Source organism: Bacillus sp. FSL R9-9497, from assembly GCF_038005805.1.
In the GTDB taxonomy this organism is placed as follows: Bacteria; Bacillota; Bacilli; order Bacillales; family Bacillaceae_G; genus Bacillus_A; species Bacillus_A cereus.
Window position 1 is genome coordinate 2,204,881 of record NZ_JBBOTY010000001.1, and the last position, 15,878, is coordinate 2,220,758.

Sequence of the window (15,878 nt, forward strand, 5' to 3'; positions counted from 1 at the left end):
GATGAGAATTTCAATTGATCGTAAGGCTCTGCAATGGTTCCAGGAAGAATTACGTATAAAGCACGGTGAATCTGTACGTTTTACTGTAAGGTACGGAGGGAATAGTTCAATTCAGCCCGGATATTCTTTAGGGGTTGTTGCTGAGAAACCCGATGGCGAAATAGTGTCAGTTGAGAAGGAAGGTATTATATTTTTTGTAGATTCTGATAATCTTTGGTATTTTCAAAACTATGATTTATTTGTAAGTTATCATGAGGAAATGGAAGAAATTCAATTTAATTATGTAAAATAATAACTTTATTAAAAATGAATAAGTTTTATATAAAAATTATATTTAAGAGATATTGAAATAAATATCATATAGTAACGAGCTGTATTTATGTACAGCTCGTTTTTTCTATTTCTCAAATAAAATTAGAATAATTTTATATTTGGCGGTGTTATATGAAAAATCTTTATATCTTGTTTTTGAAAATACGCAAAGAAGTCTATCCTTTCTTTATAAAATATAAGAATTATTTTCAAAAAATTGTATTGTTACAGTAAGAAAAGTGTAGGAAACTTATCATTATAAAATAAATTGAAATCTTCTAAAAACTCTGATACATTGAAATAGAAATGTAGTTTCACAATATTGTAAAGGCTTACAGTTATGTGCACGAAGATCTATTAGGATTGGAGGAAATAATGATGAAAGCTGAAGAAAAATTTTCCCCGGGATTAGATGGTATAGTGGCAGCGGAGACGAAAATCTCGTTTCTTGACACAGTAAAAGGTGAAATTGTAATTCAAGGGTATGACTTAATCGAACTCTCAAAAACAAAAGAGTATTTAGACATTGTGCACCTTTTATTGGAGGAACATCTACCGAATGAAGATGAAAAAGCAACACTTGAAAAGAAATTAAAAGAAGAATATGCAGTACCAGAAGGTGTATTCAACGTACTAAAGGCATTGCCTAAAGAGACGCATCCCATGGATGGATTACGTACAGGTGTGTCAGCGTTAGCTGGTTACGATAATGATATCGAAAACCGCTCGTTAGAAGTGAATAAAAGCCGAGGGTACAAGCTGTTAAGTAAAGTGCCAAACATTGTAGCAAATAGCTATCATATTTTAAATAATGAGGAGCCAATTGAACCTCTTAAAGAATTATCATATAGTGCGAATTTCTTCTATATGTTAACTGGTAAAAAACCAACTGAACTTGAGGAAAAGATCTTTGATCGTTCCCTTGTTTTATATAGTGAGCATGAAATGCCAAACTCTACATTTACAGCTCGCGTTATTGCATCAACACAATCAGATTTATACGGTGCTCTAACAGGTGCAGTTGCATCTTTAAAAGGAAGTTTACATGGCGGTGCAAATGAAGCGGTTATGTACATGCTTTTAGAAGCTGGTAATGTTGAGAAATTTGAAGAGTTATTACAGAAGAAACTATATAACAAAGAAAAAATTATGGGCTTTGGACACCGTGTTTATATGAAGAAGATGGATCCAAGAGCACTGATGATGAAGGAAGCTTTAAAACAGTTATGTGATGTAAAAGGTGATTATACACTATATGAAATGTGTGAAGCTGGAGAAAAGATTATGGAAAAAGAAAAAGGAATTTATCCAAATCTTGATTATTATGCAGCTCCAGTATATTGGATGCTAGGTATTCCAATTCAACTTTACACACCAATCTTCTTTAGCTCTAGAACAGTGGGGTTATGTGCGCACGTTATTGAGCAACATGCAAATAATCGTTTGTTCCGTCCACGTGTAAATTATATTGGCGAGCGACATGTACTTAGTAAATAAGAACAACTGGGGAGTTGTTAGCGCCGCCCGCCAGATGGGTGTTTGACCGACACCCATCATTAATAATAACGAATTTTCGACAGAAAGGGAAGAATAGCATGATTAAAACAAATGAAATTAAGCAAAAAGATGCATTATTAGAAGAGATTACCGATTATGTATTAAATAAAGAGGTTACTAGTGCAGAAGCATTCAGTACAGCTCGTTACGTATTACTTGATACACTTGGATGTGGAATTTTAGCACTGCAATATCCAGAATGTACGAAATTACTAGGACCAGTTGTGCCAGGAACAATCGTGCCAAATGGTACACGTGTACCAGGTACGTCTTATGTACTAGATCCAGTAAAAGGTGCATTTAATATCGGATGTATGATCCGTTGGTTAGACTATAACGATACTTGGCTTGCAGCAGAGTGGGGACATCCATCTGATAACCTAGGCGGAATTTTAGCAGTTGCAGATTATATTAGCCGTGTTCGTATTTCAGAAGGAAAAGAAGCTTTAAAAGTACGTGAAGTATTAGAAATGATGATTAAAGCACATGAAATTCAAGGCGTGCTTGCTTTAGAAAACAGCTTAAACAGAGTTGGTCTTGACCATGTATTATATGTAAAAGTAGCAACAACTGCAGTAGTTGCGAAAATGCTTGGCGGAACACGTGAAGAAATCTTTAATGCATTATCACATGCGTGGATTGATAATTCTAGTCTTCGTACATATCGTCATGCTCCAAATACGGGCTCACGTAAATCATGGGCTGCAGGTGACGCAACGAGCCGCGGTGTTCATCTTGCAATGACTGCTCTAAAAGGTGAAATGGGTTATCCAACAGCATTATCTGCGCCAGGATGGGGATTCCAAGATGTATTATTCAATAAACAAGAATTAAAATTAGCAAGACCACTAGAGTCATATGTAATGGAAAATGTATTATTTAAAGTGTCATATCCAGCAGAATTCCATGCACAAACGGCTGCAGAATGTGCAGTGAAGTTGCATCCGGAAATTAAAGAGAGATTAGATGAAATTGACCGTATTACAATTACAACTCATGAATCAGCAATTCGTATTATTGATAAAGAAGGTCCATTAAATAACCCAGCTGATCGTGATCATTGCTTACAATACATTACGGCAATTGGTTTATTAAAAGGAGATATCGTTGCAGACGATTATGAAGATGCAGTAGCAAACGATCCACGTGTAGATGAATTACGTAATAAGATGGTTGTTGTTGAAAACAAACAGTACAGTTTAGATTACCTTGACCCGAACAAGCGCTCAATCGCCAACGCTGTTCAAGTTCGCTTTAAAGATGGCACAGTAACAGAAAATGTGGAATGTGAATATCCACTTGGTCACCGCTTCCGTAGAGACGAAGCAATTCCAAAAGTTGTTCAAAAATTCACTGCAAATATGGCAGGTCATTATTCTAGTAAGCAACAAGAACAAATTCATGAAGTTTGTTTAAATGAAGAAAAACTAGAAAATATGAATGTAAACGAATTTGTAGATCTATTCTTAATTTAATAATAGGGGGAATTTAGAATGGCTTGGGTTGTGAAAAAGCAGTCAACACAAGAGGAGCTTGCGAATCGATTCCGAGCTTTAGTAGAAGCAAATGAAATTTTGCAAATTCCAGGTGCTCATGATGCAATGGCGGCTTTAGTTGCAAAAAATACAGGTTTTTCAGCTCTTTATTTATCAGGAGCTGCTTATACTGCAAGTAAAGGCTTACCAGATTTAGGTATCGTGACGTCTACTGAAGTGGCTGAGAGAGCAAGAGATTTAGTAAGAGCTACAGACTTACCTGTTCTTGTTGACATTGATACAGGATTTGGTGGTGTACTAAATGTGGCGAGAACAGCTGTAGAAATGATGGAAGCGAAAGTAGCAGCTGTCCAAATTGAAGATCAGCAATTACCAAAAAAATGTGGACATTTAAATGGTAAGAAACTTGTTACTACAGAAGAATTGGTTCAAAAAATTAAAGCGATTAAAGAAGTTGCACCGAGCTTATACATTGTGGCACGTACTGATGCTCGCGGCGTTGAAGGATTAGATGAAGCAATTGAAAGAGCAAATGCATATGTAAAAGCAGGTGCAGACGCAATTTTCCCTGAAGCGCTTCAATCAGAGGAAGAATTCCGTCTATTTAATAGTAAGATAAATGCACCTTTGCTTGCGAATATGACTGAATTCGGAAAAACTCCATATTATAGTGCAGAGGAATTTGCGAATATGGGCTTCCAAATGGTTATTTATCCTGTAACTTCACTTCGCGTTGCAGCGAAAGCGTATGAAAATGTGTTTGCTTTAATTAAAGAAACAGGTTCTCAAAAAGATGCACTTTCTAATATGCAAACGAGAAGTGAATTATACGAAACAATTTCATATCATGACTTTGAAGAGTTAGATACTGGTATTGCAAAAACAGTATTATCAGAAGATCAATAGATAAAGCAGCGAAGGCGATGAAAATACATCTTTGGCAAAATAAAATGCTTGATGTGAAAAATCATCGCCTTCTATTTTCAAAAAAGATATTCCACTCATCGTAGACGAGCATAAGCAAAAAGCTATGAAAGCCGAATGATAGGGGGATACATATGGAGAAAACGAAGTTACCATGGGATGAATTTTTTTCACTCAAAAAAGATATAAATCATACTTACTTTACACCAGAAGATTTTTCAGGTGATGAAGATTTAATCGCAAAAACGACAGAACAATTTGTTAAACAAGAAATTGTTCCACAAATGGAGAATATTGAACAACATAACTATAAAGTTTCTCGTCAATTATTTGAGAAAGCTGGGGAACTTGGATTATTAGGCATTGAGGTACCAGAAGATTATGGCGGGTTCGAGTTAGGAAAGGCTGTCTCAGGTCTTGTAGCAGAGAAAATGGGTTACGCTGGTGCGTTTAGCGTTTCTTTTAATATACACGCTGGTGTCGGTACATTGCCTTACATATATTATGGAACGAAAGAGCAAAAAGAAAAATATTTACCGAAAATCGCATCGGGAGAATGGATTGGGGCTTATGCTTTAACGGAGCCAAATGCTGGTTCGGATGCATTAAGCGCAAAAACAAGCGCCGTATTAAATGAAGAGGGAACAGCTTGGAAGTTAAATGGTGAGAAGCAATGGATTACAAATGCTCATATGGCAGATGTATACGTTGTTTTTGCGAAGACAAATAAAGGAATGACAGCGTTTATTGTCGAAAGAACATGTGAAGGTGTATCTATTGGATTAGAAGAAAAGAAAATGGGGATTAAAGGTTCTTCAACAGCGACTCTTATTTTAGAAGATGTTGTCATCCCTGCTGAAAATGTTTTAGGGGAAGTTGGGAAAGGGCATCACGTAGCTCTTAATATTCTTAACTTTGCTAGACTTAAACTTGCTTTTGGAAATATTGGAACAGCAAAACAAGCAATTGGTTTGTCGGTTCAATATGGAAAAGAGCGAAAACAGTTCCAAACGGAATTAGTAGACTTTACGATGATTCAAGAGAAGATTGCAAATATGATCATTGCTACATATGGAGCCGAAAGTGCAGCTTATCGTACAGCAGGTGTAATTGATGAAGCAATTCATGAGAGCGATGAGGATCTTATGAAGAAAATGTCCCAATTTGCAATTGAATGTGCACTGAATAAAGTAAATGCTTCTGAAACACTTGCTTATATCGTAGATGAAGCTGTACAAATTCATGGTGGTTACGGTTATATGCAAGAATATGAGGTAGAACGATTATATCGTGATGCTAGAATTAGTCGTATTTTTGAAGGGACGAACGAAATTAATAGATTAACAGTTGCTAAAATGTTAATGAAGCAAATCGAACAATTAGAAGATACTGAAGTAGAAAGTGATGTAGCAAATGTCGAAAGAAACCATCGTTACATTTTATTAGCGAAAAAATTGTTGAAACAATCTTTGAAAACGCTCTCTAAAACTCCGGGTCTAAAAATTGACCAAGAACAAGAATATTCACGTGTAATTTCAAATATGTTGACGGACGTGTACGTCATGGAATCAGCGTTTTTACGTACGAGAAAAGCGGTAAGTAAAAATGGTGAGGAAAAAGAACGTACGAAGCAATTAATAACGGATGTTATTTGTGAAGAAGGATACCGTAAAGTAGAAGAAGCGGCGATTTCTGTACTTTCAGCAGCTGTCACAGAAGAACAAGATAGACATGTGATTTTAGCTGAAATCCGTCAATTATTAGTGCCTGTATACACGAACGTATTTACGAAGAAGAGAGAAATTGCGAAAGCTATTATAAATCGTGGGAAATATATTGTGTAAATAGGAGGAAAGCGATATGAAAAAGATTGGTTTTATCGGTTTAGGTAACATGGGTCTTCCAATGTCAAAAAATCTAGTTAAATCAGGTTACACAGTATATGGCGTGGACTTAAATAAAGAGGCGGAAGCGTCCTTTGAAAAAGAAGGCGGAATTATCGGTCTATCAATCTCAAAACTAGCAGAAACATGTGATGTAGTTTTTACAAGTTTACCTTCACCTCGCGCTGTTGAAGCGGTATATTTTGGAGCAGAAGGATTATTTGAAAATGGTCACTCGAATGTAGTTTTCATTGATACAAGTACGGTATCGCCGCAGTTAAACAAACAGTTAGAGGAAGCTGCAAAGGAAAGGAAAGTAGACTTTTTAGCAGCACCTGTGAGCGGTGGTGTAATCGGAGCCGAAAACCGTACATTAACGTTTATGGTTGGTGGATCAAAAGAGGTATATGAGAAAACGGAATCTATCATGGGCGTACTAGGCGCGAACATTTTCCACGTTAGTGAGCAGATTGATAGTGGTACAACTGTTAAGTTAATTAATAACTTATTAATTGGTTTTTATACAGCTGGTGTGAGTGAAGCTTTAACATTAGCGAAAAAGAACAATATGGATTTAGATAAAATGTTTGATATTTTAAATGTAAGTTACGGTCAAAGTAGAATTTATGAACGTAATTATAAAAGTTTTATAGCACCTGAAAACTACGAGCCAGGATTTACTGTGAATTTATTGAAGAAAGATTTAGGATTTGCAGTTGACTTAGCTAAGGAAAGCGAACTCCATTTACCGATAAGCGAAATGTTATTAAACGTATATGACGAAGCGAGTCAAGCTGGATATGGTGAAAACGATATGGCTGCTTTATATAAGAAAGTTAGCGAGCAATTAATTTCTAATCAAAAATAAATTATACAAAGGAGAGAATACAATGATTACAACTGAAATTAAACGAGTAAAAAATCACATTAACGGTGAGTGGGTTGAATCGACAGGTACGGAAGTAGAAGCAGTGCCAAATCCAGCGACTGGGAAAATTATCGCTTACGTTCCACTATCTCCAAAAGAAGATGTCGAAAAAGCTGTTGAAGCGGCAAAAGCAGCATTTGAAACATGGTCTAAAGTACCAGTTCCGAATCGTTCAAGAAATTTATATAAATATTTACAGCTATTACAAGAAAACAAAGATGAGCTTGCAAAAATCATTACGCTAGAAAATGGTAAGACGCTAACGGATGCAACAGGTGAAGTACAGCGTGGTATTGAAGCGGTAGAACTTGCAACATCTACGCCAAATTTAATGATGGGTCAAGCACTTCCGAATATCGCTAGCGGAATTGATGGATCGATTTGGCGCTACCCAATCGGAGTTGTTGCTGGTATTACGCCGTTTAACTTCCCGATGATGATTCCGTTATGGATGTTCCCACTTGCAATTGCTTGCGGTAATACATTCGTATTAAAAACATCTGAAAGAACGCCACTTTTAGCGGAGCGACTTGTAGAGTTATTCTATGAAGCTGGTTTTCCAAAAGGAGTATTAAATTTAGTACAAGGCGGAAAAGATGTTGTAAATAGCATTTTAGAAAATAAAGATATTCAAGCTGTTTCATTCGTTGGATCTGAGCCGGTAGCTCGTTACGTTTATGAAACTGGTACGAAACACGGGAAACGTGTACAAGCGTTAGCTGGTGCGAAAAACCATGCGATTGTAATGCCAGATTGCAATCTTGAGAAAACAGTACAAGGTGTAATTGGATCTGCATTCGCAAGTAGTGGAGAGCGCTGCATGGCATGTTCAGTAGTAGCAGTAGTAGATGAAATTGCTGATGAATTCATTGATGTATTAGTAGCAGAAACGAAAAAATTAAAAGTAGGCGATGGTTTTAACGAAGAGAACTATGTTGGACCATTAATCCGTGAATCTCATAAAGAGCGCGTTTTAGGCTATATTAATAGCGGTGTAGCAGATGGGGCAACTTTATTAGTAGATGGCCGTAAAATTAAGGAAGAAGTTGGAGAAGGTTACTTTGTAGGTGCAACAATCTTTGATGGCGTGAATCAAGAAATGAAAATTTGGCAAGATGAGATTTTTGCTCCAGTATTAAGCATTGTACGAGTTAAAGATTTAGAAGAAGGTATTAAACTAACAAATCAATCTAAATTTGCAAATGGTGCAGTTATTTATACGTCAAACGGTAAACATGCACAAACGTTCCGTGATAATATCGATGCTGGTATGATCGGTGTAAACGTAAATGTTCCAGCACCAATGGCATTCTTCGCATTTGCAGGAAACAAAGCGTCATTCTTTGGTGATTTAGGTACAAATGGTACAGATGGCGTTCAATTCTATACACGTAAAAAAGTTGTAACTGAGCGCTGGTTTTAATATAAAATAAACAGCCAAATTAGTTATTAAATGAAAACCACCACTATTAATAGTGGTGGTTTTCATCTTGTTAATTACTTTTTTCAAAAGCAAGTTTAATACCAAAACCAATTAAGACGACTCCCGTTAACCCTTGAATATAACGTTGCGTCTTCGGTTTTTTCATAAAAGCACTAATTTTATCAATTAAAAATATATAAAAAGCGAACCAAATGGCTGTTAAAACGAGGTAAGTAAGGCCCATTACGAGTAGTTGGATAAACGTATTATGATTTGGATTTAAAAATTGCGGTAAAAACGTTAAAAAGAATACTGCAACTTTAGGGTTTAATAAATTTGTAAGAAATCCTTGGCGAAAGCAAGAAGTATGTTCGTTTTCATTATTCAAAGATAGATCATTTGCATCTAAGTTTTCTTTGTTTCTTACTGCTAAAAGGGCTTTAATACCGATATATATTAAATAGAGAGCCCCAACGTACTTGAAAATAGAAAATAAAAGAGCTGACTTTACAATAAGTGCAGAAAGACCAATTACAGCAGCTAAAGTATGAATTAATAGTGCAATACATGTACCAAACACTGTTTTCACTCCACCGACTTTACCAGCAACCAATGTATTTTTCGTAGCCATTGCTGTATCTGGACCAGGTAAAATGATAAGGCAAATAGACATAATGATGAAAAGAAGATAATTTTCTATCATAGCCGCCCCTCCTTTTTATTTTTAGAATATTTGATTAAAATCAGTGTAGCACAAAAATGGATTTAATAAAATTAAATTTTATTAAAAAGCATTAAATAAAAAGGCTATATAGTAGCTGTAATTACAGCTACTATATAGCCTCGATTTTATACCGCTATTTGCGGGTAGTAAGATTTTTACCGCACAAGATTTAGCTGAAGCAAAGAAGTTAGGTGGGGGATGAACGAAACACCCCCTCATGACAGTTTCATTTTATGCATTAAGTAAGTTAAAGAAACGATTCACATCTTCTTCTGAAACGTCACTTAACTGTTTATATTTATAATTCGGATTTTGATCTTTATCAACGACAACGGAGCGTACTCCTTCGAAGAAATCTTCATGTCTCATGAAATTTTTAGCAAGTATAAGGTCCGTAGCGAAACATTCTTTAACGGATTTATCTTTTCCATCAATAAACTGTTTTAATGTTACTTTTAGTGAAATAGGGGATTTTGATAACAGTGTTTCTTTCGTTTTTAGAGCAAAGGAACTTTCATCTTTCTCCAATGAATGGATGATTTCTTCAATTGTATCGAAAGCAAAATGTGAATTGATTACTTCTATTGAAGGAGCAAGCTCGCTTTCTAAGTTTGGAGCAGTTGCAAATGTACGAATAACTTCTTTTAAATTAGTATGTACATCATCTTCTTTATGCCAATTTACACTTTCAAGTTCAGTAAGAAACTTTGGTAATGAATCAGATGTCATAAAGTAATCAGCAGCATTAATAAATAATACGTCAGAAGCTTTTAAAATAGATGCTGTTAAAGCAACGAATCGTCCTGTATATCCAGGCGCTTTATTTAAGAAATATGCAGCTCCGACGTCTGGGAAGAAGCCGATATTCATCTCTGGCATTGCCCATTTCGTACGCTCAGTTACAATGCGATACTTCGCACCATTTGTAAGACCGACACCACCGCCCATTACAATTCCATCTAAACAAGCAATAATCGGTTTTGTATATTGATAAATATATGTATCAATTTCATACTCTTCTTCAAAAAAACGTTCTGCATGTTGCAATGCCACTTCATTGGAACGCGCTTCATAAAGAGTTTTAATGTCGCCGCCTGCACAAAAACCTTTTGTGCCAGCTCCTTTTAACACGATAAGTGCAATACGCTCATCGTGTTCCCACTCTTTAAGTTTTTGTCCGATAGGTTGTAACATGTCATAAGATAAAGAATTAAGTGCTTTTGGACGGTTTAAAGTAATTGTTGCAACGCCGTTTTCACTAACAGAAAATAAAACGTGTTCAGTCATAATGCATCCTCCCTTACATATCTTCTTATTCTTAATTCTTGATATGTACTGAAATGTCCTTTATAAATTTCGTCAAAAGTTGACGGTAAATATTAATTTGGTCACCGCATATTTTGACGAGTTATCTTTGCAGGATTTCAGAGACTGAGGGGGAATATTACAACATTACTGTAAGTGTAATTATTTGAAGTTATAATGATAAAAGCGCTATTATATAGGTGTGAATTGTTCATTATCAATTCTAAAAAGAGTGTTTGAAGAAAAAATGAATCGTACAATTGTAATAAAAAATTTTACACTGAATTAGAAATAGAGAAAGGAGAAATCGGAATGCCAGGACCTTTACTATTGTCGGTTATTATTTTGTCTTCTTTAATGATAGGAATAACGCAGTATTTTCATCATACAGATACGACAGAAGAAGTGAAGGATAAAGTACGTCTCGTATTTCCGATTTTTATAATATCTATTTCATTCTGTATTTTATTAAATAAAGATGGGTACATTGTCGCAGTGTTCTCATTTTTCGTCGCAATCGTTTTAATTACCGTTTTATATTATGTAATGAAAGACTTTATACAAAAATAAAGATGTCACAATAGGCATTTTTATTTTGGGAAAAATATAAAATTTCACATACCGTATTTTATATAAAATACATAAAACATATAACAATAGAAAAGTGTGTACTTTGCTGTGTATGTACTTGTCAATCTTGCATAGCCACTATACTATTAAAATGTAGAGATTATAAAAAGGGGTTGTATCTATCATGAAATTTGAGATGCACACAAAAATTATTTCAAATGAAAAAGAAGTAAGATTACATATTGAAGAAAATATATTTCAATTAATATTGGATGGTTATCACTTATTTACAGTTCAAGAAATATTGCCTTTATATAAATCAAATGAAGAAAGAATTGGAAGTGCAACGATATTAAAGCTAGAGTGGGAGAACGGAAAAACTATAATAAACTATCAACTCGTTTCACTAAAATCAGTAAATTAAAAGGAGTAGAAAAATATGAAGTTATTTCATACAGCGGATTGGCATTTAGGTAAGCTTGTTCATGGCGTGTATATGACTGAAGACCAAAAGATTGTATTAGATCAGTTTGTACAGGCTGTTGAAGAAGAAAAACCTGATGCTGTAATTATTGCAGGGGATTTATATGATCGAGCAATTCCACCTACAGAAGCAGTAGACTTATTAAATGATGTGCTGCAAAAAATAGTTATTGATTTACAAACACCAGTTATTGCAGTAGCTGGTAATCATGATAGTCCGGATCGTATCCATTTTGGAAGTAGTTTAATGAAAAAACAGGGCTTGCATATTGCAGGTCAATTTCAATTCCCGTATGAACCTGTTGTACTAAATGATGAATATGGAGAGGTTCACTTCCATCTAATACCGTATGCAGACCCAAGCATAGTGAGGCACGTGTTGAAAAATGAAGACGTACGTTCTCATGATGATGCGATGCGCATTTTTATGAATGAGCTCTCTGAAACGATGGATAAAGAAGCTAGACATGTATTTGTTGGACATGCATTTGTAACTTCTTCAGGAGAAGCGGAGGAGAATACAAGTGATGCAGAACGACCACTTTCAATTGGTGGTGCTGAATATGTAAATAGTCATTATTTTGATAAGTTTCATTACACAGCGCTTGGACATTTACATCAAGCGCATTTCGTACGTAATGAGACGATTCGATATTCAGGTTCACCACTTGCCTATTCAATTTCTGAAGAGAAACATAAAAAAGGTTATTACATTGTAGAACTGAATGAAACTGGTGAAGTAGCAATTGAAAAAAGGTTACTTTCACCACGTCGTAAAATGCGAATAGTAGAAGCGAAAATAGATGAATTATTACAGCACCCAGTAAGTGAAGATTACGTATTTGTAAAATTATTAGACGAAAACCCTGTCTTACAGCCAATGGAGAAAATACGATCTGTATATCCAAATGCAATGCACGTTGAAAGAGCGATGCAAAGACGAGAACTCACAGATACAAATGAAGTAACTGTTTCAAGACATAAAACGGATGATTTATCTCTTTTAAAGGCTTTCTATAAAGAAATGAAAGGGTTAGATTTATCAGAAGAGAAAGAACGCCTATTTATAGATGTATTACAAACAGTGCAAGAACGGGAAGGTGAACGAGGATGAGACCGATTCAGCTTATTATGACAGCATTCGGGCCATATAAACAGAAAGAAATAATCGATTTTGAAGATCTTGGAGAACATCGTATTTTCGCTATTTCTGGGAATACAGGAGCTGGAAAAACAACGATTTTTGATGCGATTTGTTATGTGTTATATGGTGAGGCTAGTGGAGAAGAACGTAGTGATACGAGCATGCTTCGAAGTCAATTTGCTGATGATAATGTTTATACAAGTGTTGAACTAACCTTTCAATTAAAAGGGAAACGCTATGAAATAAAACGACAACTTGGACATAAAAAACAAGGGAATAAGACCATTACAGGACATGCAGTAGAATTATATGAAGTTATTGATGGAGAAAACGTTCCAGCCGTCGATCGTTTTCATGTAACAGACGTAAACAAAAAAGTGGAAGATTTAATTGGGTTAAGTAAACATCAATTTAGCCAAATTGTTATGTTACCCCAAGGGGAATTCCGAAAATTATTAACATCTGAGACGGAAAACAAAGAAGAGATTTTACGTCGTATTTTTAAAACGGATCGTTATAAGTTAATGCGTGAGTTACTTGACCAAAAACGAAAACAATGGAAAGACGTCTTACAAGAAAAGCAGAAAGAGCGAGAGTTATACTTCCGTAATGTTTTTAAATTACCAATCCGTGATGGAGCATTATTAGAGACATTAGTGGCACAAGAACATGTAAATACGCATCAAGTAGTAGAAGCGTTAGAACAAGAAACAACCGTGTATAAGGCAGAGGTTGAGCAATTACAAGTAGAACAAGATGTTCAAACGAAGCAATTAAAGGATGCAGAAACACGTTTTCATGCAGCAAAATCTGTAAATGAGAAATTTATAGATTTACAACAAAAGAATGAGAAATATAACACTTTACAAGAGAACCGTGCAGCAATTGAAAGGAAAGAAAAATTCTTTAAACGTGCGGAACAAGCAAAGCACTTATTACCATTTGAACAATGGTATGAAGAAGCGATGGAAAATGAGCAGAAAGCTGAAAGTTTGTTAAAACAGATAATCGTCAAACAAGAACAGATAATGAATAGCTTTGAACTTGCTCAGGAGAAGTATGAAGTAGTAAAGAATAAAGAAGCTGAACGAGAAGATGCTAAAAAACTTGTTCAAAGATTAGAAGAGTTACAAGCGATCATTGAATCATTAGCTGAGAGAAAGTTGAATTTACAAAATGCCGAAATTCAAATAGGGAAATTAAAAGAAAGTATGCAAAAGTTGGATCAACAACTAGAAGAGCATACAAACCAAAAACAGAGAATGTCTGATGAATTGCAGCAATTAGAACAAGCACTTGAGCAATATGTAGCTAAAGTGGAAGAACTAACGAATATGCGAGAAGATGCAAAAGTTTTAAAACAAGCATATGATGTTTGGCAAGAAAAACAAAAATTCGAGCAAGAAAAAGAAGCGGCAAATAATAAAATGCAAGTGGCAGTTCGTGCATATGAAAACATAGAGCGCCGCTGGTTAAGTGAACAAGCTGGTATATTAGCTCTTCATTTACATGACGGTGAATCTTGTCCGGTATGTGGTAGTACGAATCATCCACAAAAAGCTACAGAGCAAAGTAATGCGATCGATGAAAAAGAGTTAAACGATTTAAGAGATAAGAAGAACATTGCTGAAAAATTCCATGTGCAAGTAGAGGAGAAATGGAATTTCTATCGACTACAATATGAACAAGTGATAGAAGAAGTTGTGAAGCGCGGCTACAATTCGGAAAAATTAGCTGAAACATATAGTGCACTTGTTCAAAAAGGAAAACAATTAGCTGCAGATGTTAATACGTTAAAAGCAAGTGAAGAAACACGTAAGCAGATTGCTGCGAACATGAAAAGCGTAGAAGAAAAAATAGAAGAACTTCAGAAACAAAAACGAGAAGTAGAAACAATGCAGCACCGTACAGAAATGGAGTGTATGCAACTTCGTACGTCATATGAACATGATAAACGAAATATTCCAGAAAACTTACAAACAGTACAAGCTTGGGAAGCACAGTTTAATCAAGCTATGCAGGAACTTAGGTTAATGGAGGACGAATGGAAGAAAGTGCAGGAAGCGTATCAGCATTGGCAAAATGAAAATATACGTATTCAAGCTGAACAAAAAGGTGCTTCTAATCAATTTGAAAGTGCAAAATTAAAGAAAGAAGAGACTTTCGCACGCTTTATGAAAGAGCTAGAACAAAGTGGGTTTACAGATCAATTCACGTATAAAGAAGCCAAATTAAGCGATGCCGAGATGGAGATATTACAAAAAGAAATTCAAGGTTATTATTCATCGCTTGAAGTACTTGCAAAACAAATTGAAGAGTTAAACTCAGAATTAAAAGATAAAGAGTATATGGATATTACATCTTTAGGTGAACACATAAAAGATCTAGAAATTAATCTCGATATAATTAAAGAAAAACGTCAACGTGCGCAAAATGCGGTAACATATATTTCTGATTTACATGAAAACATTAGACGTATTGACGAACAAATTCACGAGGAAGAAAAAGCCTTCCAAGAACTTGTTGATTTATATGAAGTAATGAAAGGTGATAACGAAAGTCGTATATCATTTGAACGTTACATCTTAATTGAGTATTTAGAACAAATTGTTCAAATCGCAAACGAACGACTACGTAAATTATCAAATGGACAATTTTATTTAAAACGAAGTGAGCGAGTTGAAAAAAGAAACCGCCAAAGTGGATTAGGTTTAGATGTGTACGATGCATACACTGGCCAAACGCGCGATGTAAAAACATTATCCGGCGGAGAGAAATTTAACGCATCACTTTGCTTAGCGCTAGGAATGGCAGATGTCATTCAAGCATATGAAGGTGGTATTTCTATCGAAACGATGTTCATCGATGAAGGGTTCGGTTCATTAGATGAAGAATCATTAACGAAAGCAGTAGATGCCTTAATTGACTTACAAAAATCAGGCCGATTTATCGGTGTCATCTCACACGTTCAAGAGCTGAAAAACGCAATGCCAGCTGTATTAGAAGTAACGAAGCAGAAGGATGGATGTAGTCAGACTAGGTTTGTGGTGAAGTAAGCTTAGAAAATGGAGTAGGGAATCTATCGATACTTTTAGTGTCATATGTATGAATCATAAAACGTCGTCTCTT

13 protein-coding genes are annotated in these 15,878 nt (G+C 35.3%); 11 read left to right on the forward strand and 2 right to left on the reverse strand.

The features are described 5' to 3' along the window. Position 1: 1 nt before the first annotated feature. The 7 genes from MKY21_RS11515 to MKY21_RS11545 all read left to right on the forward strand — a co-directional run bounded on the left by MKY21_RS11515 (position 2) and on the right by MKY21_RS11545 (position 8,523). Positions 2-292, forward strand: a complete 291-nt coding sequence (locus tag MKY21_RS11515) for a HesB/YadR/YfhF family protein (RefSeq protein ID WP_001222847.1) — start codon at positions 2-4, stop codon at positions 290-292. A 395-nt stretch (positions 293-687) separates the two neighbouring features. Further along, positions 688-1,809: a citrate synthase gene (gene mmgD, locus MKY21_RS11520; protein WP_001987369.1), complete on the forward strand. Its 1,122-nt coding sequence runs from the start codon at positions 688-690 to the stop codon at positions 1,807-1,809. Between the two features lie 98 nt (positions 1,810-1,907). After that, on the forward strand, positions 1,908-3,344 hold the full coding sequence (prpD, locus tag MKY21_RS11525) for a 2-methylcitrate dehydratase (protein ID WP_086392389.1): 1,437 nt from the start codon (positions 1,908-1,910) through the stop codon (positions 3,342-3,344). 18 nt (positions 3,345-3,362) lie between these two features. Continuing rightward, positions 3,363-4,271, forward strand: a complete 909-nt coding sequence (gene prpB, locus MKY21_RS11530; RefSeq protein WP_061664875.1) for a methylisocitrate lyase — start codon at positions 3,363-3,365, stop codon at positions 4,269-4,271. 152 nt (positions 4,272-4,423) lie between these two features. Further along, positions 4,424-6,133, forward strand: coding sequence for an acyl-CoA dehydrogenase family protein (locus MKY21_RS11535; RefSeq protein ID WP_000415984.1), 1,710 nt, complete (start codon positions 4,424-4,426; stop codon positions 6,131-6,133). A 16-nt stretch (positions 6,134-6,149) separates the two neighbouring features. Next, the gene (locus MKY21_RS11540) at positions 6,150-7,040 is read left to right on the forward strand and encodes an NAD(P)-dependent oxidoreductase (protein ID WP_044796251.1); all 891 of its coding nucleotides are present in this window, start codon (positions 6,150-6,152) and stop codon (positions 7,038-7,040) included. Positions 7,041-7,062: 22 nt separating this feature from the next. After that, on the forward strand, positions 7,063-8,523 hold the full coding sequence (locus MKY21_RS11545; protein ID WP_000633346.1) for a CoA-acylating methylmalonate-semialdehyde dehydrogenase: 1,461 nt from the start codon (positions 7,063-7,065) through the stop codon (positions 8,521-8,523). A gap of 70 nt (positions 8,524-8,593) precedes the next feature. On the opposite strand, the gene MKY21_RS11550 is transcribed toward MKY21_RS11545, so the two are convergent. Together MKY21_RS11550 and MKY21_RS11555 are read right to left on the reverse strand one after the other, a co-directional pair. Then, a complete protein-coding gene (locus tag MKY21_RS11550; protein WP_044796252.1) occupies positions 8,594-9,226 on the reverse strand; it encodes a LysE family translocator in 633 nt (210 codons plus the stop codon). Positions 9,227-9,478: 252 nt separating this feature from the next. Beyond that, on the reverse strand, positions 9,479-10,534 hold the full coding sequence (locus MKY21_RS11555; RefSeq protein WP_000134923.1) for an enoyl-CoA hydratase/isomerase family protein: 1,056 nt from the start codon (positions 10,532-10,534) through the stop codon (positions 9,479-9,481). Between the two features lie 330 nt (positions 10,535-10,864). Between MKY21_RS11555 and MKY21_RS11560 the strand changes: the two genes are divergently transcribed. From MKY21_RS11560 to MKY21_RS11575, 4 genes are all read left to right on the forward strand, one after another. Next, positions 10,865-11,122, forward strand: coding sequence for a hypothetical protein (locus tag MKY21_RS11560; RefSeq protein ID WP_001119409.1), 258 nt, complete (start codon positions 10,865-10,867; stop codon positions 11,120-11,122). Between the two features lie 184 nt (positions 11,123-11,306). Then, positions 11,307-11,546, forward strand: a complete 240-nt coding sequence (locus MKY21_RS11565) for a DUF2584 family protein (protein ID WP_000667345.1) — start codon at positions 11,307-11,309, stop codon at positions 11,544-11,546. A 15-nt stretch (positions 11,547-11,561) separates the two neighbouring features. Continuing rightward, the gene (locus MKY21_RS11570) at positions 11,562-12,719 is read left to right on the forward strand and encodes an exonuclease SbcCD subunit D (protein WP_044796255.1); all 1,158 of its coding nucleotides are present in this window, start codon (positions 11,562-11,564) and stop codon (positions 12,717-12,719) included. Then, a complete protein-coding gene (locus MKY21_RS11575) occupies positions 12,716-15,805 on the forward strand; it encodes an AAA family ATPase (RefSeq protein WP_016117766.1) in 3,090 nt (1,029 codons plus the stop codon). Before MKY21_RS11570 ends, MKY21_RS11575 begins: the two co-directional genes overlap by 4 nt. The last annotated feature ends 73 nt before the right edge of the window (positions 15,806-15,878 follow it).

Coding starts and splice junctions, on each gene's coding strand:
- MKY21_RS11515 (WP_001222847.1), top strand. CDS start 2: ATGAGAATTTCAATTGATCGTAAGGCTCTGCAATGGTTCCAGGAAGAA.
- mmgD (WP_001987369.1), top strand. CDS start 688: ATGATGAAAGCTGAAGAAAAATTTTCCCCGGGATTAGATGGTATAGTG.
- prpD (WP_086392389.1), top strand. CDS start 1,908: ATGATTAAAACAAATGAAATTAAGCAAAAAGATGCATTATTAGAAGAG.
- prpB (WP_061664875.1), top strand. CDS start 3,363: ATGGCTTGGGTTGTGAAAAAGCAGTCAACACAAGAGGAGCTTGCGAAT.
- MKY21_RS11535 (WP_000415984.1), top strand. CDS start 4,424: ATGGAGAAAACGAAGTTACCATGGGATGAATTTTTTTCACTCAAAAAA.
- MKY21_RS11540 (WP_044796251.1), top strand. CDS start 6,150: ATGAAAAAGATTGGTTTTATCGGTTTAGGTAACATGGGTCTTCCAATG.
- MKY21_RS11545 (WP_000633346.1), top strand. CDS start 7,063: ATGATTACAACTGAAATTAAACGAGTAAAAAATCACATTAACGGTGAG.
- MKY21_RS11550 (WP_044796252.1), bottom strand. CDS start 9,226: ATGATAGAAAATTATCTTCTTTTCATCATTATGTCTATTTGCCTTATC.
- MKY21_RS11555 (WP_000134923.1), bottom strand. CDS start 10,534: ATGACTGAACACGTTTTATTTTCTGTTAGTGAAAACGGCGTTGCAACA.
- MKY21_RS11560 (WP_001119409.1), top strand. CDS start 10,865: ATGCCAGGACCTTTACTATTGTCGGTTATTATTTTGTCTTCTTTAATG.
- MKY21_RS11565 (WP_000667345.1), top strand. CDS start 11,307: ATGAAATTTGAGATGCACACAAAAATTATTTCAAATGAAAAAGAAGTA.
- MKY21_RS11570 (WP_044796255.1), top strand. CDS start 11,562: ATGAAGTTATTTCATACAGCGGATTGGCATTTAGGTAAGCTTGTTCAT.
- MKY21_RS11575 (WP_016117766.1), top strand. CDS start 12,716: ATGAGACCGATTCAGCTTATTATGACAGCATTCGGGCCATATAAACAG.